Source organism: Pseudoalteromonas piratica, assembly GCF_000788395.1.
Taxonomy (GTDB): Bacteria; Pseudomonadota; Gammaproteobacteria; order Enterobacterales; family Alteromonadaceae; genus Pseudoalteromonas; species Pseudoalteromonas piratica.
Map to the genome: position 1 here is coordinate 1,707,289 of NZ_CP009888.1, position 24,847 is coordinate 1,732,135.

Genomic DNA, 24,847 nt, shown 5'->3' on the forward strand with positions numbered 1-24,847 from the left:
TTATTTCTGGCATTAAGTTTGCATTCATCTTGGTAAGTTTATTTAGTACGGTTTGTCAGCATGAATATTTCAGCAAACAATCTTTATCAGGAAATGCAGTCGCTTGCAGTTGAAGCAAGTAATTTTTCAAAACCAAAACAGCCGATTGAAACAATTCAAGGTAGTTCGCAAGTTGAGTTTAATAACTTACTCAAAGATGCGTTAGATACCGTTAGCGGTTTGCAAGCAGAGTCAAAAGCAAAAGCAACTGCTTTAGAAATGGGTGACCGCAATGTTTCTCTTGCGGAAGTGATGATCGCTTCACAAAAATCATCAGTGGCCTTTGAGGCAACGGTTCAGGTGCGTAATAAGCTTGTTGAAGCTTATAAAGACATCATGAACATGCCAGTTTAAGCGATAGTGGAGTAGGGTTGTGGCTAATTCATCAACAGATTTAACAACAATGGACACCAATGACTTAGCTGTCACTGACATGGACAGTGACAATCAAGAACAAAAATCAGGTTTCCTTGGCAGCTTGAGTGGTGTTGATGTAATGCGTCAAGTGACACTTATCATCGCATTAACCATTTGTGTTGCGATTGCTGTGTTCATTATGATTTGGGCTAAAGAGCCTGATATGCGCCCACTTGGCAAAATGCCAATGGATGAGCTGATCCAAACCCTTGAATTCCTTGATGCGCAAAAAGTTGAGTATAAACTTGATGGCAATGTGGTGATGGTGCCGGTAGAAGCTTATCAGAACATCAAGTTATTAATGGCAAAAGAAGGGTTAGAGCAAACACCATCATCTGGCACTGAAATTCTGATGCAAGATATGGGTTTTGGCGTGAGTCAACGATTAGAGCGTGAACGCTTAAAGCACTCTCGCGAACAACAGCTTGCGCGCACAATTGAAGAGCTGAGCAAAGTAGCCCGCGCAAAAGTGCTACTTGCAATCCCAAAAGAAAATGTATTCGCACGCAGAGAGAAAAAACCTAGTGCAACAGTAGTTCTCACTGTTAGACGCGGCCGCACACTTAATGGCGAAGAAGTGGATTCGGTTGTGGATATGGTAGCGTCCGCGGTACAAGGACTTGAGCCAAGTCGTGTTACGGTAACCGATCAAAATGGGCGCTTACTGAATTCAGGTTCGCAAAACTCCCTGACAGCACGTTCGCGCAAAGAGTATGAAATTGAACGTAAACGTGAACAAGAGTATTTAGAAAAAATCGACTCAATCATGATCCCTGTGGTGGGACTTGGTAATTACACCGCACAAGTCGATTTAGTGATGGATTTCAGTTCAATTGAAGAAACACAAAAACGTTTCAATCCAGATTTACCTGCAGTGCGCAGTGAGATGACCCGTGAAGATACTAATATAGGTGGTCTGGCTGTAGGCATTCCTGGTGCACTTACCAATCAGCCGCCAGTCAATTCGCAAATTCCTGAACAAGCGGGTGAAGGTGCAGGCGAAACCACATTACCAAGCAGAAACAGTAAAGAAGCGACGCGTAATTATGAACTTGATACTACGATTTCGCACAAGCGCCAACAAACGGGCGTGATCCGTAGAATTAGTGTGTCTGTTGCGGTCAACTATAAAAATGGTGTTGCGGAAGGCGGTGAGGCCACGCGTGATCCTCGAACACAACAGGAACTCGCTAACATTCGTCGCCTGTTACAAGGTGGTATTGGCTTTGATATGCAACGTGGTGATGCGTTAGAAGTTGTAACCATTCCATTTGTGCAAGAAGAATTGGGTGAAGTGATTGAATTACCGCTTTGGGAACAACCGTGGTTCTTTAAAGTTGTGCGTTTAGCATTAGGTGCTCTGGTCATTATTGTTCTGATTCTGGCTGTTGTTCGTCCAATGTTACGTAAGTTGATTAATCCAGAAGATACAACCGAGGATTATGATGACGCAAGCCTATCTGCAGGTGTAGACTTAGGTGATGATACAATTGATATGCTAAGTCAAGAATTTGACGAATCAGCAGTAGGCTTTAGCCCTGACGGAACGTTGCAGTTACCTGACTTACATGGTGATGAAGACTTACTGAAAGCTGTAAGAGCACTTGTGGCAAATGAGCCGGAACTTTCTTCTCAAGTAGTTAAAGCGTGGTTAACCGAAGATGACTGATCAAGAGAACCAAGTAGCAGAACAATCGAGCGGCAACTTTGATGTTGATAAGCTGGATGGTGTTGAAAAAGCCTCGATTCTTTTATTGAGCTTATCTGAAGAAGATGCTGCACAAATTTTAAAGCACTTAGAGCCAAAGCAAGTGCAAAAAGTGGGTATGGCAATGGCAGGTCTCGATGATTTAAGTCAATCGAAAATAGCTGCTGTACACAAGTTGTTTATAGATCAAATTCAAAGCTTTAGTACGATTGGCTTCCAATCAGAAGACTTTATTAAGAAAGCACTTACCGCGGCACTTGGTGAAGAGAAAGCAGCGAATTTAATTGACCAAATTATTATGGGCTCTGGGGCAAAAGGCCTCGACTCCTTAAAATGGATGGATTCCAAGCAGGTAGCAAATATTATTCGTAATGAACACCCGCAGATCCAAACCATTGTATTGGCATATTTAGAACCAGAGCAGTCAGCTGAAATTATTAATCAATTCCCAGAAAAAGTTCGCCTTGATTTAACCATGCGTATTGCCAACTTGGAAGAAGTGCAACCAGCGGCATTACAAGAATTGAATGAAATCATGGAGAAACAATTTGCCGGTCAAGCAGGTGCACAAGCTGCGAAAATGGGTGGCTTAAAAGCTGCGGCAGATATTATGAACTACCTCGATACCAATGTAGAAGGTCAGTTAATGGATGCAATTCGTGAGCATGATGAAGAGATGTCTCAACAAATCCAAGACTTGATGTTTGTATTTGATAATTTAATCGATGTAGATGATCGCGGTATTCAAGCGATTCTTCGTGAAGTTCAGCAAGACGTATTAATGAAAGCCATTAAAGGGGCTGATGAAGGACTCAAAGATAAAATCCTTAATAATATGTCTAAACGTGCGGCAGAGATGATGGTTGACGACCTTGAAGCAATGGGGCCTGTGCGTATTAGTGAAGTTGAAGCAGCACAAAAAGAAATCCTCAGTATTGCACGTCGTCTTGCCGATTCGGGTGAAATTATGCTCGGTGGTGGCGGTGGTGAGGAGTTCCTCTAATTTATGAAGCTTGGAAAGTACCGCTCAGGTCAAAAAATTGAAAATTCAGAGGCCATCGAAAGCCTTTTGGAAAGTTGGCCTATTCCTGATGTTAAGGATGAGCGACGTAACCTCAAGGGTCGCTCTACCGCAATGGGTAAATCGCTTGAAGAGCTTTATCAAAAAAAACAAGCTGAACAAGCCCCTGAGCAGGAAGAAGAATTTACCCCATTAAGTATACAAGAAATCGAACAAATTCGTGAAGAAGCCTATCAAGAAGGTCACGCTGAGGGTAAAGAAGCAGGTTATCAAGAAGGGTTTGAACAAGGAAAGTTGGAAGGTGCACAAAAAGGTTATGAAGAGGGAGTTGAGCAAGGTAAACAGGAAGGATTTGAAAGTGCTAAACCAGAAATTGCGGAAAAAATTGCGCAATTGACTAAGTTGCTCGATGAGTTGGCAACCCCATTTGAACAAGTCAGTAATGAAGTTGAAAAGCAAGTTGTATTGTTGGCAACTGAGCTTGCTAAAGCGGTTGTTCATGGCGAACTTACCGTGAATGAAAAAGCAATATTCAATGCAATGAAAGTGGCAACTGATGCACTTAAAAATCAACATCATGCCCTGGAAATATTATTAAACCCAGAAGATTTTGAACTGGTAAATCAAGCGATCCCCGCAGAGCAGTTAGCTGATAGAAATTGGAAGCTAGTTGTTGAGCCGAGTATCACTAAGGGTGGCCTTCACATCAATTCTGATAATTCATCAATTGATTACTCGGTAGAATTACGCCTCAAAGAAATACTGGAAAGCTTTTTGCAAGAAGCTGGTATCGATAGTCAAAATCACGACAGTTAATTATGAGCCAAGGGCTTGCTGAGCGTCTCGCCAGTTATCAATCAAAAATTAAATTACACCGACCAGCAGTCGCTGGCAGTTTAAAACGTGTTGTTGGTTTAACGTTGGAAGCTGAAGGTTTGAAAGTACCCGTAGGCAGTAGCTGTAAAATCGAAACGCAACACGGTTTGGTCGAAGCTGAAGTGGTTGGCTTTAGTGGAGAGACACTCTATCTCATGCCCAATGATGCAATTTCTGGTGTGTTACCAGGTGCGCGCGTAATCCCACAACACTCTGATGCTGGCCTGCCAGTTGGCATGAGTTTATTAGGCCGTGTCGTTGATGGGCTTGGTCGCCCACTCGATGGACTCGGACCAATTCAAGCCGAAACAAAACTCAAATTTGCCGCTAAGCCAATTAATCCACTTGCCAGGCGTCCAATAAAACAGCCAATGGATGTTGGCGTGCGTGCGATTAATTCAGTATTAACAGTTGGTCAAGGTCAACGCATGGGCTTATTTGCAGGTAGTGGTGTGGGTAAGTCGGTATTACTTGGCATGATGACCCGAGGCGCTAATGCGGATGTAATTGTGGTTGGTTTAGTGGGCGAACGTGGTCGAGAAGTAAAAGAGTTTATTGAAGAAATACTAGGGCCAGAAGGGCGCGCACGCTCAGTGGTGGTTGCAGCTCCCGCTGACGCATCTCCGTTAATGCGACTTAAAGGGTGCGAAACAGCTGTCACGATAGCCGAGTATTTTCGTGATCAAGGTTTAAACGTATTGTTGTTATTAGATTCGGTAACACGTTATGCCATGGCGCAGCGTGAGATAGCCCTTGCTGTAGGTGAACCGCCAGCGACAAAAGGCTACCCACCTTCGGTGTTTGCAAAATTACCTGCGCTGGTGGAACGAGCCGGTAATGGGGGGGAAGGGCAAGGAAGTATAACGGCGTTTTTTACTGTTTTATCCGAAGGCGATGATATGCAAGACCCTATTGCCGATGCTGCTCGTGCGATTCTTGATGGTCATATTGTGTTATCTCGAGAATTAGCTGATTCAGGCCATTACCCCGCCATCGATATCGAAAAATCAATCAGCCGTGTAATGCCGCAAGTGATTAGTGAAACACATCTGCAGCAGGCAAGAGTATTAAAACAAATCTATTCGCTTTATCAACAGAATAAGGATTTAATCACATTGGGTGCATATCAAAAAGGCAGTGATCCGATGTTAGATAAAACCATTGAAATGATGCCGGGTATTAACCACTTTTTACAGCAAGGTATGACAGATGTGATCCCTTATGATGAAGGGTTAATTAGTTTATCACGCATACTAGGACAAGGTTAATGGCACGCGATCAACTTGCATTATTGATTAAGCTTGAATCAGATAAAGAAGAAAAGTTGCGTATGGATTTTATCGGTGCACAGCAGCACCTCGCTAATTTACAGCGTCAGTTAACTGGTATCGAAACTTTTCGTTCCGACTACCTAGCGCAGTTGCAAAACCGTGCAACTGAGGGGGTTGGTGGCAGTTATTATAATCAATTTCAGCAGTTTATAGGCAAACTAGATGATGCTTTAAAACAGCAATTGAATGCGATAAATACGGCAAATAAAGTCCTCAAACAACGTGAGGAACTTTGGTTAGCGCAAAAAGCAAAGCTTGAAGCTATAGAAAAATTAAAGCAGCGAAAACAGTTAAAACAGCAAGCAATACTTGCAAAAGCAGAACAAAAACAACTTGATGAATTTGCCACCAATATTTTTGTAAGAAATAGAAAAACACTGGCTTAGTTCTTGCTTTTATTTCTATACCAGCGAAAAGCGGCAAACTTTAACAAGACGAGAAGCGTGTTATGGCAATAATTGATTCACAGTTAAGCGTTACAAACCTTGATGTGGGATTAGCGTCCTCAACTTCTGAAACAGACAATAAAAACGGCTTTTTAGCTGTTCTAACCTCAGTACAAAATGAAGCTGATGCAAAACAACGTGCAGCTGAAAATGAACAAGCCGAGTTGTTAAGACAAGAAGAATCTAATGAAGCTGATAAAAAAGTTGCAGAATTGGAGCATGAAGAACGCGAGAAGTCGGAGGACAACAACGCCCAAACTGATGAATCTGACACAGCGAAGCAAGCTATAACAGTTGAAAAAGACTATTCGCAAGATGATGTTTCCTCAACACGTTCTAAAGACTTTCAACAGCTCTCAAGCCTTGCTGTAGACACTGACAGTGACACAGATAAATCAAAGTTTGAGCGTTCTGACTGGGCTAAATCTCAACCTTTAAGCAAAGAAGAAACAAAAGCTAACATGAGTGGTGGAGTAAATGACGCTGCTCAAAAGAGTAGTTCAGCTTTGCAAGCACTTGAGAATGCAGACGCTCAAACTGAGGACGCCACTTCATTTTTAGAACAATTAGCGAAAAGTCAGTCACTTAATGTGGAGTTATCAAAAACCACGAATGATCAAGCAGTAGATAAGCAAGCGATAACCTCAATAACCGATAAAGCTATTGATAAAGGCGAACCAAAAAGTGACCCTAAGTTTACGCAAAATATAGTCACTCTTGATAAAGAAATTGAAAAATTAGATAAAGAAGCCCTCGCCTCTCTAAAGCAACTATTTACTCAGCTTAATGACGAAAACTTTGAACAATTGGGGTTATCAAAACAAGAAATCCGCCAAGTGCTTGATAAACTGAACTTAGCTCTTGAGCGCGTTGATACAAAGCCTTCAAAACAAACCGTTACATTGCAATCGGTGTTAACAAAGTCAATGGAAGGCAGTGAACAAACTGAAAGTGTCAAGAATGATGGAGCAATCAAGCTCAGTGAGAATACAAAAAGCAGTCTGTCACAGTTAGTTGACGATGGAAAAATAATCATACCATCTGACAAGTCTGCAACTATTACGCGACCAGATAAACAAGTTCCACATAGTGCAACTCCTGTTAGCAATGCAATAGCGCAAGCTATTACAGAAGAAGCAGGAACAAGCCAATTAGCTAATCAAAAAACGGCAGAACTAGTGAATCAACCGGTCGTAAATCCTGTTCAAGCTAATTTATATAACCAAGATTCAGCGCAAAAGCAGCAGTCACGTGCAGAACTAAATAACATGATGAAGCAAATTGTTACTGATACCGAGAACGTTGAAGCGGAAAATGAGTTTGATTTTGGTGATCAAGCAAGTGAGCAATCAATGAGCTTTAGTAAGTTGCTTAATTCACTAAAAAATAATGCTAATACACCTGTGTTATCGCAACTCGTCACACAAATTCAATCGAGTCAGTTGCAACAAGCTGAATTAAGAGACGTGAATCAACAGCATATTGCATTACAAACAGCACAAGTTATGCAGAATACAAAAGAAGTGAGTGCGACAGCGGAACAAGTTTTACAGCAGCCAGTTAATATTGCTCGAAATGATGCAGCTAAGGCATTGTTTGATAAAGCGAATATGCTGCTAAATCTGAACCTTAAAGAAGCTGAGATTAGATTAGATCCGCCGGAGTTAGGTTCGATGCAGATTCGTATCCGATCAGATGCCGAACAGGCACAAATTAATTTCGTGGTGCAAAGCCAACAAGCGAAAGAGATGTTAGAACAATCGATGGGGCGTTTGAAAGAAATGCTAGCTGAGCAAGGCATAAATCTAGGGGAAAGTAGTGTCTCCGAACAAGGACAAAATGAGCAACAAATGGCAGAGCAATCAAGCTCACCGCTAGGTGTTGAGCTTAGTGCAGACGATGGTGTTGAATTATCTGAACAAATTCTCAGCAAACAGCAAGATGGAATTGATTTTTACGCTTAACACTAATTGCTATTAAACCGAAATAAACGCACTATTATATAAAATAATAATTTGTAGCTATGGAACTGTGACAATGGCAGATGAAAAAGATCTTGAAATAGAAGAAGGTGGTGAGAAAAAAGGCGGAAAAATGATGATTATCATCATTGCCGTTGTTGTCTTGCTCGCCGGTGGTGGCGCAGCCTTTTTCTTTATGGGTGGTGATGATAGTGCTCCAGCAGAAACACTCGCAGAAGAAACAAGTACTGCAGAGGGTGGCGAAGGGCAAGCAAAAACCAGCTCTGCGGAAATTGGCAGTGCACTTTATGTTGGTATGCCACGACCATTTGTTTTTAATGTACCAGGTTCAGCGAAAGATCGACTCGTGCAAATTAAGGTACAGCTTTTGGTTCGCGGTGACGTGAACGAAGAAACAGCAAAACGACACATCCCATTAATTGAAAACACCCTGCTACGCGTTTTTTCAGCAAGTAATGCCGATGATTTAAGTACCACAGCAGGTAAAGAAGCATTGCGCTATAACGCATTAACTGAAGTGCAAAATGCTTTAGTTGAAATTGAAGACAGTAAAGTGATAGAACGCGTTCTATTTACTGGCTTTGTAATGCAATAATTAGGAGTTTAGGTGAGCGACTTATTATCTCAAGACGAAATTGACGCGCTCTTACACGGCGTTGATGATGTTGACGAAGAAGAGATAGACGAAGGCGGCGATAGCGATGCCTCCGCATTGCAATACGATTTCTCATCGCAGGATCGTATTGTGCGTGGTCGCATGCCAACGCTTGAAATCGTTAACGAACGATTCGCTCGCCATATGCGTATTTCACTCTTTAATATGATGCGCCGCACGGCAGAAGTGTCAATTAATGGCGTGCAAATGATCAAATTTGGTGAGTACATTCATACCTTATTTGTTCCGACCAGCTTAAATATGGTGCGTTTCAGACCATTAAAGGGAACCGGCTTGATTACCATGGAAGCACGTTTAGTGTTTATCTTGGTAGATAACTTTTTCGGTGGTGATGGTCGCTATCATGCGAAAATTGAAGGCCGTGAATTTACCCCCACAGAACGCCGTATTGTGCAAATGCTGTTGAAAATCATCTTTGAAGATTACAAAGAAGCATGGGCACCTGTCATGGATGTATCTTTTGAATATTTAGATTCAGAAGTGAACCCGGCAATGGCCAACATTGTAAGTCCAACAGAAGTTGTCGTAATCAGCTCGTTTCATATTGAACTTGATGGTGGTGGTGGTGACTTCCATATTGCACTGCCTTATTCAATGCTTGAGCCTATCCGTGAACTGCTCGATGCTGGTGTGCAATCTGATACTGAAGATACCGACTTACGCTGGTCTAAAGCGTTACGTGATGAAATTATGGATGTTGAAGTCGACTTAAGCACACGTATGCTTGAAGTTGATTTAAGCTTACAGCAAATCATGGAATTAAAAGAGGGTGATATCATTCCGGTAGAAATGCCTGAGCATATTACGGTATTTATTGAAGACTTACCGACCTACCGCGCTAAAATGGGTCGTTCTCGCGACAATGTTGCGTTGCAAATTAGTGAAAAGATTAAACGTCCAGAATCTGTTAAATCCGAACTGCATGTATTCACCAAGGGCGGTAAAAAACTCGATTCAGATGCTGAATTAGAGCAATTAGAAGAAGATTTACATTTATCAGATGGTGTAGACCTCGACTGGTAATTAACTGAGAGAAATTTAGTATGAGCGATGATCAAGATACAATGGACGAATGGGCTGCAGCGCTAGCTGAAGCAGAAGGCGAAGATGGTGGTGAAGCAGAGGTTGCTGAACTCGAAGAGCTGTCTGAAGATTCAAAAGCAGATTTAACCACTGAAGAAAAACGTAAACTGGATACGATTTTAGATATTCCTGTGACCATTTCAATGGAAGTGGGTCGTTCTAAAATAAGCATTCGTAACCTACTGCAGCTTAACCAGGGCTCGGTCGTTGAACTTGATCGTGTTGCAGGTGAACCGTTAGATGTGTTGGTGAATGGTACACTTATCGCACACGGTGAAGTGGTTGTGGTTAACGACAAATTTGGTATTCGTTTAACGGATGTTATTAGCCAAATTGAACGGATTAAAAAACTACGATGATCAAGCGAGCAGCGCTTTTATTTTTGCCATGCACAGCGTTGGCTGCCGAGCCTGCTGGTTTTCAACAGTTGGCTTCGATGTTATTGTCGTTAATCTTAGTCGTTGTGTGTATTGTTGCTTTGGGTTTGTTGGTAAAACGCTTTAACCCTCAAATAACTCAAAGCGAAGACTTTAAAGTTATCCGTACAATTAATTTGGGTAGCAAAGAGCGATTGTTAGTTGTTGAAATGGACGATAAGCACCATGTGTTAGGTGTTACATCAGGCTCTATAAACTATTTGTATCAACTAGAAACACCTTTGGCAGATCAACAGATGCCAGAGTTTGCCAAGCAATTGGCGCATTTTATGAATCCGAAAAATAAGAAATAATATGATCCGAATGTGTCTAAAATTATTCGTTGTTGCGCTGTTTTTTCTTTTACCTGACATAGCGTCTGCAAATGATGGATTACAAGCATTAACCGTTAAAACGAACGCGGATGGTGCACAAGAATACTCAGTCACATTACAAGTTTTGATCATGATGACGGCGCTGAGTTTTATCCCAGCGGCAGTGATTATGATGACATCTTTTACACGTATTATTGTGGTGCTGGCAATTTTGCGCCAAGCAATTGGCTTACAGCAAACACCCTCCAGTCAACTTTTAGTGGGTATGGCGCTGTTTATGAGTATATTTATTATGGCGCCTATCTATAAACAGATTGATGATCGTGCAATTCAGCCTTATCTAAAAGAAGAGCTAACTTCGATTCAAGCGCTCGATCAAGCAAAAGAGCCACTAAAAGCCTTTATGTTATCGCAAACACGAATTTCTGATTTAGAAACTTTTGCAAAAATAGCAGGCTATGAAAAGCTCGATGCACCTGAAGATACACCTTTTATTGTTGTTATTCCTGCCTTTATCACGAGCGAACTGCAAACCGCGTTTATTATCGGTTTTATGTTTTTTATTCCGTTTCTGATTGTTGACTTAGTGGTTGCCAGTGTCTTAATGGCAATGGGTATGATGATGCTCTCACCTATGATTGTTTCACTGCCTTTTAAGATAATGCTGTTTGTATTAGTGGATGGCTGGTCGCTGGTGATGGGAACATTAGCCCGTAGTTATGGCTTAGGGACATAGGATAATGTGTAGCCATACCAAGGTGTCGGGAGGTTAGATGCAACCAGAAATATTTGTTGAGGTACTTAGTGAAGCACTTTTTTTGGTGATAAAGCTCGTAGCAGCGATTATTGTTCCCAGTTTAATCGTTGGTTTGATCGTGGCAATCTTCCAAGCAGCCACGTCAATTAACGAACAAACATTAAGTTTTCTTCCGCGTTTAGTCGTTACCTTGCTTGCACTTATATATGGTGCCCATTGGATTACACAAAAGCTGACTGATTATTTCCATCAAATGGTGGAGATTATTCCGCAAATTGCCGGCTAGCCAGAGCTAATTATGGAAATATTATTTAGCCAGCTTGTTCAATACCTTTCGGATTTCCTTCTACCTTTAGCACGTATTTCGGCCATGTTTATGGTGATGGTGGGTATTGGGGTTAAAACTGTCCCCACTCGTGTAAAACTAGGTCTATCTGTGCTTGTTACTTTGTTGGTAATGCCAATTTTGCCACCTAGTCAGTTTAATGAACTGTTTAGTTTTCAAATGATACTGGTTGTCTTGCAGCAAATACTCATAGGCGCGGCAATGGGGCTAGCTTCTGTAATGATGTTAAACACATTTATATTGGCTGGCCAAATACTCGCGATGCAAACGGGTTTGGGTTTTGCATCCATCGTTGACCCTGCCAATGGCCAAAATGTCCCGGCGGTTGGTCAATTCTATTTGATTTTAGCGACGTTGCTTTTTTGGGTATATGACGGTCATTTAATGATGATCCAGATGTTAGTTCATAGCTTCACGGCATTACCAATCGATGGAACATGGTGGCCTGTTGTTAATTTTCAAAAAATTGCTTTATGGGGCAGTTGGATGTTTGCAACGGCGCTGGTGTTGTCATTAGCGCCATTAACTGCCATGCTGGTTATAAACTTTTCGTTTGGGGTAATGACTCGAGCTGCACCTCAGTTAAACATTTTTACCATTGGTTTTCCGTTTACACTGCTTGCTGGGCTTGTGATTATTTGGGCAACTATGACTAACTTCATTGCACAGTTTGAGTTTCAATGGTTAAAGATGATTGAGCTAATGTGTGACCTTGTTGGTTGCCAAGTATAGAGAGTTAATATGGCAGAAGGCTCAGATCAAGAACGCACCGAAGAACCCACCGCCAAAAAATTAGCTGACGCGGCTAAAAAAGGGCAGGTGGCCCGTTCAAAAGAAACTGGCACAACCTTTGTGCTGATTGCTGCTGCTGTTAGCTTTTTATTGTTTGGAAAGGACATTGCTGTTGGCCTTTACAATGTAATGGGTAGATTATTAACGCTCAATCGCAATGAAGTTTACGATACCACTAAAATGTTCTCTGTGTGGGGCGAGATAGCTAATGAACTGTGGTATGGCATGACCATGTTTGTATTATGTTTACTGGTTGCTGGCGTAATCGGTAATACCTTTTTGGGAGGGTTTAATTTTAGTTGGGAAGCAGCAGCGCCGAAAGCAAGTAAAATGTCTCCAATCAAAGGTCTTACGCGGATGTTCGGTAAACAAGCTGCAATTGAGCTTGTCAAAGCGTTATTAAAATTTGGCCTTATTGCAACGGTCGCTGTCTATTTAATAAAAGGCTATTTTCCCGAAATTTTAACACTCAGCTTGGAAGCCGTTCCAGGCAATATTGAACATGCTCTTTGGATCCTAGCATGGATGTTTTTTGCGTTGGCTATGACATTAATTGTTATTGCAGCAATTGATGCGCCTTTTCAGAAATGGAATCACAACGAACAGCTAAAAATGACCTTGCAAGAAGTGAAAGATGAGTTCAAAAATAGTGAAGGTGACCCACAAATTAAAGCGCGTATTCGGCGTACACAACGTGAGATGTCTCAACGTAGAATGATGCAGGATGTACCGGATGCTGATGTTGTGGTCACTAACCCGACTCATTTCGCTGTGGCACTGAAATATGATACAGAGAAGGCCGGAGCGCCTATAGTAATCGCAATTGGTGGAGATGAAATCGCCCTGCAAATTAGAAAAATTGCAGATCGCTATGACGTTCCAATAGTTGAATCACCATTACTTGCTCGTTCACTCTACCACACAGGTGAAATTGGGCAGCAAATACCAGAACAATTATTTGTTGCTGTGGCACAAGTGCTAGCATACGTTTATCAATTAAAACAGTTCAATAAAGGACGTGGCAAACGGCCTGAAAAATTGGCTGCAAACCTACCTATACCTGAAGAATTCAAATATTAGTCAGTATGTTATAGCACTTAACTAGTTGGAACATAATTTGCTTTAGCTATACCAGTGTCAATATTTTGAATAGCTGCTGTATGGACTTCAAAGCCACAATAAACCAACTGAATGCGAATAAATCGGACTACTTAAAAGGTATAGGAACGCCTATTCTTGTGCTCGCAGCACTGGGCATGGTTGTACTACCTATGCCTGCGTTTCTACTCGATATTTTATTCTCATTTAATATTGCGCTTTCACTAGTTGTCCTGTTGATAACTTTATACACACTTAAGCCACTCGATTTTGGCATTTTTCCTACAGTGCTATTAATTGCAACGATTCTCCGCTTAGCTCTGAATGTAGCAAGTACGCGTGTGGTGTTACTTGAGGGGCATGAAGGGGGCGATGCAGCAGGTAAAGTGATTGAAGCATTTGGTTCAGTTGTAATTGGCGGTAACTATGCCGTTGGTTTGGTTGTATTTTTAATTCTGATCATTATAAACTTTGTTGTAATTACCAAAGGTGCTGGTCGTATTTCAGAAGTTTCGGCACGTTTTACGCTCGATGCGATGCCAGGTAAACAAATGGCAATTGATGCAGACTTGAACGCTGGTTTTATAACGGCTGAACAAGCCCGTGAACGTCGAACAGAAGTAACCCGTGAGGCTGACTTCTATGGTTCGATGGATGGTGCCAGTAAATTCGTAAAAGGGGATGCTATCGCGGGCATTATCATTTTAGTGATCAATATTATCGGTGGATTATTTATCGGAATGATCCAACACGATTTACCTTTTAGCCGTGCAATGGAAGTATATACTTTACTGACAATTGGTGATGGTCTAGTTGCTCAGCTACCTTCGTTATTACTTTCTATCGGCACTGCAATTGTTGTTACACGTCAAAATGAATCACAAAATATGGGCGAACAATTTCATACCCAACTTGGAAATGATAAAGCGCTTTATATCGCAGCAGGTATCTTGATTGTGATGGGATTGGTCCCTGGCATGCCAAAAGTCGCATTTTTAGGTCTCGGCTTGTTAATTGGTGGTGTTGCTTATTGGAACCAACGTATTAAGACCAAAAAGGCAGACGAAGAAGCAGAACAAAAAGCGAAAGGTAAGTCACCGAGTCAAGAACAAGCACAAATTGAACAAAAAGAATTAGGCTGGGACGATGTACAGCAAGTCGATGTTATTGGCCTAGAGGTAGGTTATCGCCTAATTCCACTAGTTGACCAAGCGCAAGGCGGTGAACTACTCAGTCGCATTAAAGGTGTACGTAAAAAGCTTTCACAAGAACTTGGTTTCTTGGTGCCGCCAGTGCATATTCGCGACAACTTAGAGCTTGATCCAAATGAATACCGCATTACCTTGATGGGGGTATCGAGTGGTTACGGTGAGTTAAAGCACAATAATGAATTAGCAATTAACCCAGGACAAGTTTTTGGTGAGGTGAAAGGGGTTGCGACTAAAGACCCTGCATTTGGTTTAGATGCTGTTTGGATTGCGCCAGAACAAAAAGATGAAGCACAATCACTTGGCTATACAGTAGTAGATGCTGCCACAGTTGTTGCCACTCACATTTCACAATTACTTCATAATCACGCTGCTCTTTTGCTTGGTCATGAAGAGGTGCAAAACCTGCTTGATATGTTAGCTAAGTCACACCCACGTTTAATTGAGGGACTTGTGCCAGATATTTTACCGCTCACAACTATCGTAAAAGTATTACAAAATTTACTTAACGAAGGGGTGCCAATTCGTGACATGCGTTCAATTGTACAAACCTTGGTTGAATATGGGCCACGTAGCCAAGATCCTGATGTATTAACGGCTGCAGTGCGTATTTCACTTCGTCGTTTGATTGTTCAAGATGTGGCTGGTAACACCCCTGAAATTCCTGTCATTACATTGGCGCCTGAGTTGGAACAGATGTTGCATCAGTCACTTCAAAGTGCAGGTGATGAAGGTGCTGGTATTGAACCAGGGCTTGCAGAAAGACTTCAAAACTCTCTCGGCGATGCTCATCAAAACCAAGAAATGGCAGGTGAACCTTCAATACTGTTGACATCGGGTATGCTGCGCAGTGTGTTATCACGATTTGTGAAACACAGCTTACCAGGGCTGCGTGTGATGTCTTATCAGGAAGTACCTGAAGAAAAACAGATAAAAATTGTTTGCTCGGTTGGTCAACAGTAATAAGTCAAGGTGAGGTGTGACATGAAAATTAAACGTTTTTTTGCGAAAGATATGCGTAGTGCATTAAATGAAGTTAAACATGAATTAGGTCCAGATGCTGTCATTATGTCAAACAAACGTATGGCTGATGGTATTGAAATTGTTGCTGCTGTTGATTATGAAAAGTCGGTTCAAAGTGCGCCAGCAGCTCCACAAGTTCAAGCAGAAAAACCAACGTTTAATAGCCAATTTGTTAAACCAAAGCCACAAACAGCAAAGCCTGAAAAGCAAGCCGCAGTGGCTGATAGTTTATCTGCTTTGTTAGAACGCCAAGCGAAAAAGACACCGCAATTTGACAAACCATCTGCACCTCAACAATCGCAAAATTGGTTTGATGAAGATAAGTATCAAGCACCAAAAGACGACAGTTTTAATTCGTTTAATCAAAGCAAACAGGCGTCAAGCTTTGACTCAGAACCTCAGCCGTCACATGAAATGCAAGCAATGCGTGATGAAATGGCATCTATTAGACAGTTATTAGAGCATCAACTTTCTGGTTTAATGAATGAGGATATGGCACGCCGTGATCCAACCCGAGCTCTGTTATTAGATCGTTTAAAAGGTATGGGAATTAGTGAAGCTGTAGCAGACCAGTTAGCCTGTTTCATTCCTGATGACGTTGCTCCACGTCAAGCGTGGCAAGAGACCTTGAACATGCTGAGTAAGCAATTGTACACCGCAAACAACGAAATTTTGCGCCGTGGCGGTGTATATGCACTGGTTGGCCCTACAGGTGTAGGCAAAACAACAACAGTTGCCAAGCTTGCTGCGCTTGGTGCACAAAAGTTTGGTGCCAACAATATTGCACTAATTACTACAGATACCTATCGTATTGGCGCATATGAACAATTATCAACATATGGACGTATTATTGGTTGCCCTGTTAAGCAAGTTAAAAATGCAGAAGAACTTACTGAAATTCTTTATCATTTAAGAAATAAACGTCTAGTATTAATTGATACAGCAGGAATGAGCCAACGAGACTTGCGTTTGACTGAGCAACTGAATACATTAATGCGAAATAGCCGAGTAGATATTCGTAGTTACCTTGTTTTAAGTGCAACAGCACAATTAGAGGTACAACAAGAAGCCATTAAGCAGTTTAAACAGGTACAGCTAAGTGGTTGTATCTTCACAAAACTTGATGAATGTCTAAGTTTAGGCGAAATTATCAGTGTAGCCATTCAAAATCGACTGCCAATAGGCTATCTTACCAATGGGCAGCGCGTACCAGAGGACATTCGTGTAGCAAATGCGGAAAAATTGGTCAGCAAAGCACAGCAGTTGTATGCAAAACGAACAAACGCGCAAGCAAGACGTGCATCAAGCATGGCGCATCAAGCAGTAGGAATGTATGATTAACCCAGAATTAGATCAAGCTAGTGGCCTGCGGAAAATGAAAAACAATAACAAGGCTGTAAAAGTAATTGCGGTAACTGGAGGTAAAGGGGGAGTTGGTAAAACCAATGTTTCTCTTAATATGGCAATCGCCATGGCCCAACAAGGCCAAAAAGTACTTGTACTCGATGCCGATTTAGGTTTGGCAAATTGTGATGTTATGCTTGGTTTACGTGTTGAGCGTAACCTGTCTCATGTTTTATCTGGTGAATGTGATTTAGAAGATATTCTGGTGGAAGGTCCGTATGGTGTAAAAATTGTGCCTGCGACTTCAGGCTCTCAGAATATGGTTGAACTAACGCCTTCAGAGCACGCTGGACTTATTCGTGCTTTTGGTGAACTTGATTCTCACTATGACGTGCTGGTAGTTGATACTGCAGCAGGTATTTCTGATATGGTATTGAGCTTTTCTCGTGCTTCTCAAGATGTGCTTGTTGTTGTATGCGACGAACCAACATCAATTACTGATGCATATGCTCTGATAAAGGTGCTTAGTCGAGAGCACGGTGTATACAAATTTAAAATTGTTGCCAACATGGTACGAAGCCTAAAAGAAGGGCAAGAACTTTTTGCTAAATTGTCGAAAGTAACCGATCGTTTCCTAGATGTCTCATTAGAGTTAGTGGCAACCGTGCCATTTGACGAAAATATTCGAAAAGCCATTCGTAAACAAAAAACTATTGTAGATGTTTTTCCTAAATCTCCAGCAGCAATTGCTTTTAAGGCGTTAGCCTCTAAAGCTGCGACTTGGCCGATCCCAAATCAGCCTTCAGGACATCTTGAGTTTTTTATCGAGAAACTGGTTAGTAACTAGGAATGCCTATGAAACGAACCACTGCTTATGCTAACCAAAATCAATTATCACATCTTGTTGAACAGCATACGCCGTTGGTTAAACGCATTGCCTATCATATACTTGCACGATTACCGTCAAGTGTTATTGTTGAGGACCTGATTCAAGCTGGCATGATAGGATTGATTGAGGCTGCGAAAAACTTCGATGGTTCTAAAGGGGCTAGTTTTGAAACCTATGCAGGTATTCGTATTCGTGGTGCAATCATCGATGAAACCCGCAAGGGGGACTGGGTGCCACGCTCAGTGCATAAAAATGCACGCGAGGTTGCTGCTGCCATTAGTTCCTTAGAAGCAGAGCTTGGTCGAGAGCCTAAAGATAGTGAAGTTGCTGAAAAACTTGATATTACGATAGATGAGTACCATCATATTCTTAGGGATATAAGTAATGGCAAAATTATCGGCATTGAAGATCTCGGCGTTGATGAAGATGTAATCGATGCAGGCCTTGGTAATAATGAGCAAAACCCATTAGCAGATATTCAACAAGATAAATTTAATAAAGCATTGGTAACGGCAATTCAAACTTTGCCAGAAAGAGAAGCATTAGTGCTTTCGCTTTACTACAATGATGAAATGAATTTGAAAGAAATCGGTTTAATCCTTGAAGTTAGTGAATCTAGGGTTAGCCAAATACATAGTCAGGCCATGGTGCGCCTTAAAGCAAAAGTCCATGACTGGATATAGAATAAAGTAGTAAGTAAACAATTAGGTGCATACCTCACTGGAGGATATTTTGGATAAAAACATGAAAATTCTTGTGGTTGATGACTTTTCAACAATGAGAAGAATCATTAAAAACCTGTTAAGAGATCTTGGTTTCACAAATGTACAAGAAGCAGATGATGGAAGTACCGCGCTGCCAATGTTACAAAATCAAGAATTTGACTTTGTAGTAACGGATTGGAACATGCCTGGTATGCAAGGTATTGACTTGCTGCGCGCTATTCGCGCAGATGACAGCCTTAAACACATTCCTGTGCTAATGGTGACAGCAGAAGCTAAGAAAGAACAAATTATTGCTGCCGCACAAGCTGGTGTTAACGGATACATTGTTAAGCCATTCACTGCAGCAACGCTGAAAACAAAACTTGATAAAGTTTTTGAGCGTTTAGGCTAATTGGGAAGGAGAGGTTTATGTCAGCAGGTGCTGCGCCTCCAATTACCTTAGAACAGGCTAAACAGCTTGTTGCGTTTCTTGAAAATGGTGAACAACAACAAGCGCAAGAGCTGTTACAGCAAGTCACGGCAATTGAGCAAGATGAATTGTTTGGCGAGGTTGGTAAATTAACACGCCAACTTCATGATTCATTAAAAAACTTTCAGCTAGATACCACGTTATCTGCGTTAACAACAGAGTCCATACCGGATGCTAAAGAACGCTTAAACTACGTTATGGAAATGACAGAGCAAGCAGCAAATACCACAATGGATGCGGTTGAAGCTTCTCTGCCTATTGCCGATAAACTACAAACAGGTCTCAATGATATTAAACCTAAATGGGATAAATTAATGTCTCGGGACCTAAAAGTAGGCGAGTTTAAAGTGCTTTGTCATGAGTTGAATGGTTTTATGGAAGAAGCTAAAACAAACTCTGACGAATTGAATAGTTTAATGACAGAAGTATTGATGGCTCAGGGCTATCAAGATCTTACAGGTCAAGTTATTCGCCGCGTAATCGAGCTAGTACGCGAGGTCGAAGAGAGTTTGATTCATATGTTAACGGTGTTTGGTACACCTGTTGAACATACAGGATCGCCTGAGACGACACTAGAACAAGAACAACAAATGGTTGCTGATGGTGAATTAGACCAAGTAGCTGAAGGCCCAATTATAAATGCTGAAACCCGTGAAGATGTGGTTTCAGGTCAAGATGAAGTAGACGATCTATTATCTAGTTTGGGCTTCTAATCGGAGAATTATGCATGAGCTTTGATGTCGATGAAGATATTTTACAAGACTTTTTAGTCGAAGCCGGTGAAATCTTAGAATTGCTCTCAGAACAGTTAGTTGAATTGGAAAATAACCCAGAAGATGCTGACTTATTGAATGCGATATTTAGGGGCTTTCATACCGTTAAAGGGGGAGCGGGTTTCCTTTCAATGACGGAATTGGTAGATGCCTGTCACGGTGCGGAAAATATTTTCGATGTCCTTCGCCAAGGCCAACGCAGAGTTACCCCAGAATTGATGGATGTCATCTTACAAGCACTTGATACCATTAATGAGATGTTTGCTCACATTCAAAATAGAGCGCAACCTGACCCAGCTGATCCTCAATTACTTGCAGAGTTACACCGCTTAAGTCAGCCAGAAAGTGCAGATGAAGCCCAAGCAACTGTTGCTGAAGAACCTGCAGAAGTTGAACCAGCGCAACCTGAAGCTGTTGAAGCCGATCCGTTTGATGATATTTTATTTGATGCAGATGAAACTGCTTCTTCAGATGAATCTGGCAGTGTTGACGATATTACCGAAGAAGAGTTTGAAAGTTTACTTGACGAACTTCATGGTTCAGGAAATGGTCCAGTAGCACAGCCAAGCGGAGAATCGACTAGCGCTGATTCTGATGAAATCACTGATGATGAATTCGAAAGTTTGCTGGATGAGCTTCATGGCGCAGGTTCGTTTGGTGCGTCAGCTGAGGCTGCTTCACCAAGTTCGGAAAGCAATGCGCCAGCACCTGCTTCTGCTCCAGTTAGTTCCGGTGATGATGAAGATATTACTGAAGACGAATTTGAAGCATTGTTGGATGAACTTCATGGTAAGGGGAGTGCACCAAAAGCGAGCGAGAATTCGTTTAATACTGAATCAGTCGCACAACCGGCGGCAAAACCAGCCCCAGCACCGCCACCGAAGTCTGAGCCGGTTAAACCTCCTGCTGCTGCCAAACCTGCGGCACCGAGTAAACCTGCTGCGCCAGCTAAGCCTGCAGCAAGTGCACCAGCACCAGCTGCGAATAAAGCGCCTGCCAAACCAGCAGCGCCGCCTGCTGAAACCACTGTACGAGTCGATACCAAACGTCTTGACCAAATTATGAACATGGTCGGTGAGCTGGTACTAGTTCGTAATCGCCTAGTTAGCTTAGGTGCAAATGTTAGCAACGAAAGCATGGGCAAAGCGATTTCTAACCTGGATGTGGTTACTGCAGATTTACAAGGCGCAGTAATGAAAACGCGCATGCAACCAATCAAAAAGGTATTTGGTCGTTTTCCTCGCGTTGTTCGTGACTTAGCTCGAAGCTTGAAAAAAGAAATCAATTTACAATTAGTTGGTGAAGAGACTGACCTTGATAAAAACTTAGTGGAAGCACTTGCAGATCCACTTGTTCACTTAGTTCGTAATTCAGTAGACCACGGCATTGAAATGCCAGATGACCGTGAAGCTGCAGGAAAACCGCGAACAGGTACAGTGACTCTCTCCGCATCACAAGAAGGCGACCATATTCTACTTACCATCGAAGATGATGGTGCAGGTATGGATGCAGAGAAATTAAAAAATATAGCAATTAGCAAAGGTGTTATCGATGCTGACCAAGCGGCCAGATTATCGAACACAGAAGCTTATAACTTAATTTTTGCCCCAGGTTTCTCAACAAAAGAAGAAATTTCAGATATTTCAGGACGTGGTGTGGGGATGGATGTTGTTAAAACAAAAATCACCCAATTAAACGGTACTGTTAATATAGAATCTGAAAAAGGTAAGGGTACAGTACTGGAAATTAAGGTACCGCTTACTCTTGCAATTCTACCGACCTTAATGGTTGTTGTTGGCCAGCAAACATTCGCATTACCACTTGCCGGTGTCAGTGAAATTTTCCACCTTGATTTAACCAAAACGAATTTAGTAGATGGCCAGTTAACAATTATTGTTCGTGATAAAGCGATTCCGCTTTTCTATCTCGAAAAATGGTTGCTTCGTAACCCTAGAACGGAACAAAAACGTTCTCAAGGACACGTTGTTATTGTTCAACTAGGCACACAGCAAATGGGCTTTGTGGTTGATTCATTAATTGGTCAAGAAGAAGTGGTAATTAAACCTTTAGATGCACTATTACAGGGAACTCCAGGCATGGCCGGTGCAACGATTACATCAGATGGCGGGATAGCGCTGATTTTAGATGTACCGAGTATGTTAAAGCACTATGCCGGTCAAGGTCGCAATAAAAAGTAAGAGAGCATTTAATGACAATTAGGGTATTAGTTGTAGATGATTCAAGTTTCTTTCGCCGCAGAGTGAGTGAAATCTTGAATCAAGATCCCAATATTGAAGTAATTGGCACTGCTAACAATGGTAAAGAAGCGGTGGAAAAAGCTGCTGAATTAAGACCATCAGTGATTACTATGGATATTGAAATGCCGGTGTTGGATGGCATTAGTGCGGTCAAACAAATTATGCAGCAAACACCAACACCCATTCTAATGTTTTCTTCATTAACTCATGATGGTGCAAGCGCAACTTTAGATGCGCTTGATGCGGGTGCGTTAGATTTTCTTCCGAAAAAATTTGAGGATATTGCACGTGACAAAGAAGAAGCGACCAAGGTATTACAACAAAAAGTACGTGAAATTGGTCGTCGTCGCGTAAGTGGCTTTCGTCCTTCGAGAGTCGCTGCGACACCTTCTACTGCGTCCCGAATTGCTTCTGAAAGAACGACAACGTCATCACTTCGCCAACCCGACCGTTCATTTTCGCAACGTGCGCCAGTTACCGATACGAGAAATACGGGTACATCAGAAAGACCTAAGGCTTCAGGTAAACAATATAAGTTGATGGCAATTGGCACATCGACAGGCGGGCCTGTAGCATTGCAAAAAGTATTGACGCAGTTACCTGCCAATTTCCCCCACCCAATTCTGCTCATTCAACATATGCCAGGAGCTTTTACACCGGCATTTGCTCAACGTTTGGATACCTTATGTAAAATTAAGGTAAAAGAGGCTGAAAATGGGGATTTATTGAAACCTGGGGTTGCGTATTTAGCGCCTGGTGGCAAGCAAATGTTAGTTGAAGGACGAAGTGGTAGCCAGAAACTAAAGATTTATGAAGATGACAGTCCAAGAGTGACATACAAGCCAAGTGTTGATATTACGTTTGCCAGTGCTGCTAAGAGTTATGGCGATGCTGTTCTTGCAATTGTTTTGACAGGAATGGGAGCTGATGGTCGAGATGGTGCGCGTTTATTAAAACAAGCAGGTTCTAAAATTTGGGCTCAAGATGAGGCTTCTTGTGTCGTTTATGGCATGCCTCAAGCTGTTGCAAGTGCAGGCTTAAGCGAGAAAAGTATTGCTTTAGCGGATGTTGCAAAACACATCAATACGGAAATAGGTTGTGGATAAATTAGCCATTTTTGGTGTTATTTTAGCGTTTGTTGCGATTGGATTAGGGTACACACTGGAAGGTGGTGTACTCGCAAACTTATTTGATTTATCGGCTTTTATAATTGTTTTTGGTGGTACACTCGGGGCGGTGATGCTGCAAGCAACCAAGTATCAATTTATCACTGCGTTGAAAATGTTACCTTGGGTAGTAAAACCACCAAAACACGACTTTTCGCAAGGCATTGAACTAGTTAAGAATTGGGCTGCAAAAGTACGTCACGATGGTTATTTATCATTAGAAAACTTGGCGATAGATGAAAAAGATTATTTTGTCTCCAAAGGCTTAAATTTATTGGTGGATGGCAGTGAAGAGCAGCAATTTTTTGACACAATGGAAAATGAAATACTTCAAAGACGTCATGCACTGAATGAATCAAGTCAAGTTTTTCATGCAATGGGCGGATACAGTCCTACGCTTGGAATTTTAGGTGCGGTCTTGGGTCTAATCCAAGCGATGAATTTTATCCAACAACCGGATATGCTAGGTGCGGGTATTGCTACTGCATTCGTCGCGACAATTTACGGCGTTGGGTTTGCCAACCTTATTTACATTCCTATCGCTAATAAACTTGCAAATTTAATTGATGAACATTGCCGCTATCACCAAATGTTGGCTGAAGGCATGTTTTGTATTTTACAAGGCGATTCGCCCAATGTGATCGATCAGAAATTATCGGCATACTTAACTGAAAAGAACAATAACTCACTGTTTCGGTAATTTGAATGGCGCGTTTTAAGCAATTTAAGCAACCAGACCAAAATGATAATTCGCATCGTTGGTTAGTTTCATATGCTGATTATATGACTTTAATGTTTGCTTTGTTTGTTGTTATGTATGCAATGGCTATCATTGAAGAAGAAAAGTTTTCCGTTCTATCTGACACTATCTCCCATGTATTTAAAACAACCGATAAACCATTTCAAGCTGATGGCACAGGTGTATCTGGTGAAGGCTTATTAAACAGTAATGAAGCGAATGTTGATATGTCGCTACACGGCATTAGTATTGTCGAAGAAGAAAAGGGCCCTGAACTTGTCGATGGACGTGGAGAGTTAAGTAATTTAAAACAAAAATATTTAGGGCAACCATTAGATTCACTTGAAGAAGAGCTAAAGAGTGCGATTTCTGATGAACTTGAAACAGGACAGGCAAGGCTTGAAAAAGATATGGATTGGCTGACCATCGAGCTTAGTTCAAGTTTATTGTTTGCAAGTGGCAGTGCTGTTGCGACTGAGCGTGCCAGAGAGGTTTTACGGGCTTTATTACCGATACTCAATGCAAACCGAAATTATTTAAGGATCCGTGGTTATACGGATAACCTGCCAATTAATAATGAGGTATTTCGTTCCAATTGGCATTTGTCCGTTGCGCGAGCAACCGAAGTACTTGTATGGTTGGAATATCTTGGCGTGATTTCTGCTAGGATGGCAATTGAAGGCTATGGTGAATATGCGCCATTTAGTGATAATGATACGGAAAGTGGTCGTCAGCAAAACCGTAAGGTGGTTATTGCCATTTCTAAATACGCTTTGCCAGTTAAAAACACTAATGAACTGACAGAATCACAAACCACAGCATTAGAAATTGAAAAACTAAAACAATCGAGTGAACAAGATGATTCACTTAAGGTAATACAACTACCCAATGGTGGGATCAGAATTACAACCCGAGAACAAGAACAATAGG

Annotated in this window: 25 protein-coding genes; all 25 read left to right on the forward strand. The window is 41.7% G+C overall.

Going from position 1 to position 24,847, the window contains the following annotated elements; translation table 11 throughout:
- The first annotated feature begins 60 nt into the window (after positions 1-60).
- A complete protein-coding gene (fliE, locus tag OM33_RS07810) occupies positions 61-393 on the forward strand; it encodes a flagellar hook-basal body complex protein FliE (protein ID WP_038640614.1) in 333 nt (110 codons plus the stop codon).
- Positions 394-442: 49 nt separating this feature from the next.
- Positions 443-2,125, forward strand: a complete 1,683-nt coding sequence (fliF, locus tag OM33_RS07815; protein WP_038643160.1) for a flagellar basal-body MS-ring/collar protein FliF — start codon at positions 443-445, stop codon at positions 2,123-2,125.
- Complete coding sequence (gene fliG / locus OM33_RS07820) at positions 2,118-3,167, forward strand: flagellar motor switch protein FliG (RefSeq protein WP_038640616.1); 1,050 nt, start codon at positions 2,118-2,120, stop codon at positions 3,165-3,167. The genes fliF and fliG overlap by 8 nt, the downstream gene beginning before the upstream one ends.
- Positions 3,168-3,170: 3 nt before the next feature.
- Entirely contained in the window at positions 3,171-4,001 is an 831-nt protein-coding gene (gene fliH / locus OM33_RS07825; protein WP_038640617.1) for a flagellar assembly protein FliH, read from the forward strand.
- A 2-nt stretch (positions 4,002-4,003) separates the two neighbouring features.
- Entirely contained in the window at positions 4,004-5,329 is a 1,326-nt protein-coding gene (gene fliI / locus OM33_RS07830; protein WP_038640619.1) for a flagellar protein export ATPase FliI, read from the forward strand.
- A complete protein-coding gene (gene fliJ, locus OM33_RS07835; RefSeq protein ID WP_038640621.1) occupies positions 5,329-5,778 on the forward strand; it encodes a flagellar export protein FliJ in 450 nt (149 codons plus the stop codon). Before fliI ends, fliJ begins: the two co-directional genes overlap by 1 nt.
- 62 nt (positions 5,779-5,840) lie before the next feature.
- Entirely contained in the window at positions 5,841-7,802 is a 1,962-nt protein-coding gene (locus tag OM33_RS22015) for a flagellar hook-length control protein FliK (protein WP_052140938.1), read from the forward strand.
- A 73-nt stretch (positions 7,803-7,875) separates the two neighbouring features.
- Positions 7,876-8,415, forward strand: coding sequence for a flagellar basal body-associated protein FliL (gene fliL / locus OM33_RS07845; RefSeq protein ID WP_038640623.1), 540 nt, complete (start codon positions 7,876-7,878; stop codon positions 8,413-8,415).
- A gap of 12 nt (positions 8,416-8,427) precedes the next feature.
- A complete protein-coding gene (gene fliM / locus OM33_RS07850) occupies positions 8,428-9,519 on the forward strand; it encodes a flagellar motor switch protein FliM (RefSeq protein WP_038640625.1) in 1,092 nt (363 codons plus the stop codon).
- Positions 9,520-9,539: 20 nt separating this feature from the next.
- Positions 9,540-9,938, forward strand: coding sequence for a flagellar motor switch protein FliN (gene fliN / locus OM33_RS07855; RefSeq protein WP_038640627.1), 399 nt, complete (start codon positions 9,540-9,542; stop codon positions 9,936-9,938).
- Positions 9,935-10,309, forward strand: a complete 375-nt coding sequence (gene fliO, locus OM33_RS07860; RefSeq protein ID WP_038640629.1) for a flagellar biosynthetic protein FliO — start codon at positions 9,935-9,937, stop codon at positions 10,307-10,309. Before fliN ends, fliO begins: the two co-directional genes overlap by 4 nt.
- A gap of 10 nt (positions 10,310-10,319) precedes the next feature.
- On the forward strand, positions 10,320-11,066 hold the full coding sequence (gene fliP, locus OM33_RS07865) for a flagellar type III secretion system pore protein FliP (protein WP_038643165.1): 747 nt from the start codon (positions 10,320-10,322) through the stop codon (positions 11,064-11,066).
- Between the two features lie 37 nt (positions 11,067-11,103).
- Complete coding sequence (fliQ, locus tag OM33_RS07870) at positions 11,104-11,373, forward strand: flagellar biosynthesis protein FliQ (RefSeq protein ID WP_038640631.1); 270 nt, start codon at positions 11,104-11,106, stop codon at positions 11,371-11,373.
- A gap of 12 nt (positions 11,374-11,385) precedes the next feature.
- Positions 11,386-12,165, forward strand: coding sequence for a flagellar biosynthetic protein FliR (gene fliR, locus OM33_RS07875; protein WP_038640633.1), 780 nt, complete (start codon positions 11,386-11,388; stop codon positions 12,163-12,165).
- Positions 12,166-12,174: 9 nt separating this feature from the next.
- On the forward strand, positions 12,175-13,305 hold the full coding sequence (flhB, locus tag OM33_RS07880; protein WP_038640635.1) for a flagellar biosynthesis protein FlhB: 1,131 nt from the start codon (positions 12,175-12,177) through the stop codon (positions 13,303-13,305).
- Positions 13,306-13,385: 80 nt separating this feature from the next.
- The gene (flhA, locus tag OM33_RS07885; RefSeq protein WP_038640637.1) at positions 13,386-15,494 is read left to right on the forward strand and encodes a flagellar biosynthesis protein FlhA; all 2,109 of its coding nucleotides are present in this window, start codon (positions 13,386-13,388) and stop codon (positions 15,492-15,494) included.
- Between the two features lie 21 nt (positions 15,495-15,515).
- Positions 15,516-16,895 carry a flagellar biosynthesis protein FlhF gene (gene flhF, locus OM33_RS07890; protein ID WP_038640639.1) on the forward strand — a complete coding sequence of 460 codons (1,380 nt, stop codon included), beginning with the start codon at positions 15,516-15,518 and terminating at the stop codon, positions 16,893-16,895.
- A complete protein-coding gene (locus OM33_RS07895) occupies positions 16,888-17,745 on the forward strand; it encodes a MinD/ParA family ATP-binding protein (protein WP_038640641.1) in 858 nt (285 codons plus the stop codon). The genes flhF and OM33_RS07895 overlap by 8 nt, the downstream gene beginning before the upstream one ends.
- Positions 17,746-17,753: 8 nt before the next feature.
- Positions 17,754-18,470 (forward strand): RNA polymerase sigma factor FliA, encoded by a 717-nt coding sequence (locus OM33_RS07900; protein ID WP_038640643.1) that lies wholly within the window; start codon positions 17,754-17,756, stop codon positions 18,468-18,470.
- A 49-nt stretch (positions 18,471-18,519) separates the two neighbouring features.
- Positions 18,520-18,903, forward strand: a complete 384-nt coding sequence (cheY, locus tag OM33_RS07905; RefSeq protein WP_010560568.1) for a chemotaxis response regulator CheY — start codon at positions 18,520-18,522, stop codon at positions 18,901-18,903.
- Between the two features lie 17 nt (positions 18,904-18,920).
- Complete coding sequence (locus OM33_RS07910) at positions 18,921-19,694, forward strand: protein phosphatase CheZ (RefSeq protein WP_038640645.1); 774 nt, start codon at positions 18,921-18,923, stop codon at positions 19,692-19,694.
- A gap of 14 nt (positions 19,695-19,708) precedes the next feature.
- Positions 19,709-21,952, forward strand: coding sequence for a chemotaxis protein CheA (locus OM33_RS07915; RefSeq protein WP_038640647.1), 2,244 nt, complete (start codon positions 19,709-19,711; stop codon positions 21,950-21,952).
- An 11-nt stretch (positions 21,953-21,963) separates the two neighbouring features.
- Positions 21,964-23,118: a protein-glutamate methylesterase/protein-glutamine glutaminase gene (locus OM33_RS07920; RefSeq protein WP_038640649.1), complete on the forward strand. Its 1,155-nt coding sequence runs from the start codon at positions 21,964-21,966 to the stop codon at positions 23,116-23,118.
- Positions 23,111-23,878, forward strand: coding sequence for a flagellar motor protein (locus OM33_RS07925; RefSeq protein WP_038640651.1), 768 nt, complete (start codon positions 23,111-23,113; stop codon positions 23,876-23,878). The genes OM33_RS07920 and OM33_RS07925 overlap by 8 nt, the downstream gene beginning before the upstream one ends.
- Before the next feature lie 5 nt (positions 23,879-23,883).
- The gene (locus tag OM33_RS07930; protein ID WP_038640654.1) at positions 23,884-24,846 is read left to right on the forward strand and encodes a flagellar motor protein MotB; all 963 of its coding nucleotides are present in this window, start codon (positions 23,884-23,886) and stop codon (positions 24,844-24,846) included.
- Position 24,847 lies beyond the last annotated feature (1 nt).

Coding starts and splice junctions, on each gene's coding strand:
- fliE (WP_038640614.1), top strand. CDS start 61: ATGAATATTTCAGCAAACAATCTTTATCAGGAAATGCAGTCGCTTGCA.
- fliF (WP_038643160.1), top strand. CDS start 443: ATGGACACCAATGACTTAGCTGTCACTGACATGGACAGTGACAATCAA.
- fliG (WP_038640616.1), top strand. CDS start 2,118: ATGACTGATCAAGAGAACCAAGTAGCAGAACAATCGAGCGGCAACTTT.
- fliH (WP_038640617.1), top strand. CDS start 3,171: ATGAAGCTTGGAAAGTACCGCTCAGGTCAAAAAATTGAAAATTCAGAG.
- fliI (WP_038640619.1), top strand. CDS start 4,004: ATGAGCCAAGGGCTTGCTGAGCGTCTCGCCAGTTATCAATCAAAAATT.
- fliJ (WP_038640621.1), top strand. CDS start 5,329: ATGGCACGCGATCAACTTGCATTATTGATTAAGCTTGAATCAGATAAA.
- OM33_RS22015 (WP_052140938.1), top strand. CDS start 5,841: ATGGCAATAATTGATTCACAGTTAAGCGTTACAAACCTTGATGTGGGA.
- fliL (WP_038640623.1), top strand. CDS start 7,876: ATGGCAGATGAAAAAGATCTTGAAATAGAAGAAGGTGGTGAGAAAAAA.
- fliN (WP_038640627.1), top strand. CDS start 9,540: ATGAGCGATGATCAAGATACAATGGACGAATGGGCTGCAGCGCTAGCT.
- fliO (WP_038640629.1), top strand. CDS start 9,935: ATGATCAAGCGAGCAGCGCTTTTATTTTTGCCATGCACAGCGTTGGCT.
- fliP (WP_038643165.1), top strand. CDS start 10,320: ATGTGTCTAAAATTATTCGTTGTTGCGCTGTTTTTTCTTTTACCTGAC.
- fliQ (WP_038640631.1), top strand. CDS start 11,104: ATGCAACCAGAAATATTTGTTGAGGTACTTAGTGAAGCACTTTTTTTG.
- fliR (WP_038640633.1), top strand. CDS start 11,386: ATGGAAATATTATTTAGCCAGCTTGTTCAATACCTTTCGGATTTCCTT.
- flhB (WP_038640635.1), top strand. CDS start 12,175: ATGGCAGAAGGCTCAGATCAAGAACGCACCGAAGAACCCACCGCCAAA.
- flhA (WP_038640637.1), top strand. CDS start 13,386: ATGGACTTCAAAGCCACAATAAACCAACTGAATGCGAATAAATCGGAC.
- flhF (WP_038640639.1), top strand. CDS start 15,516: ATGAAAATTAAACGTTTTTTTGCGAAAGATATGCGTAGTGCATTAAAT.
- OM33_RS07895 (WP_038640641.1), top strand. CDS start 16,888: ATGATTAACCCAGAATTAGATCAAGCTAGTGGCCTGCGGAAAATGAAA.
- OM33_RS07900 (WP_038640643.1), top strand. CDS start 17,754: ATGAAACGAACCACTGCTTATGCTAACCAAAATCAATTATCACATCTT.
- OM33_RS07910 (WP_038640645.1), top strand. CDS start 18,921: ATGTCAGCAGGTGCTGCGCCTCCAATTACCTTAGAACAGGCTAAACAG.
- OM33_RS07915 (WP_038640647.1), top strand. CDS start 19,709: ATGAGCTTTGATGTCGATGAAGATATTTTACAAGACTTTTTAGTCGAA.
- OM33_RS07920 (WP_038640649.1), top strand. CDS start 21,964: ATGACAATTAGGGTATTAGTTGTAGATGATTCAAGTTTCTTTCGCCGC.
- OM33_RS07930 (WP_038640654.1), top strand. CDS start 23,884: ATGGCGCGTTTTAAGCAATTTAAGCAACCAGACCAAAATGATAATTCG.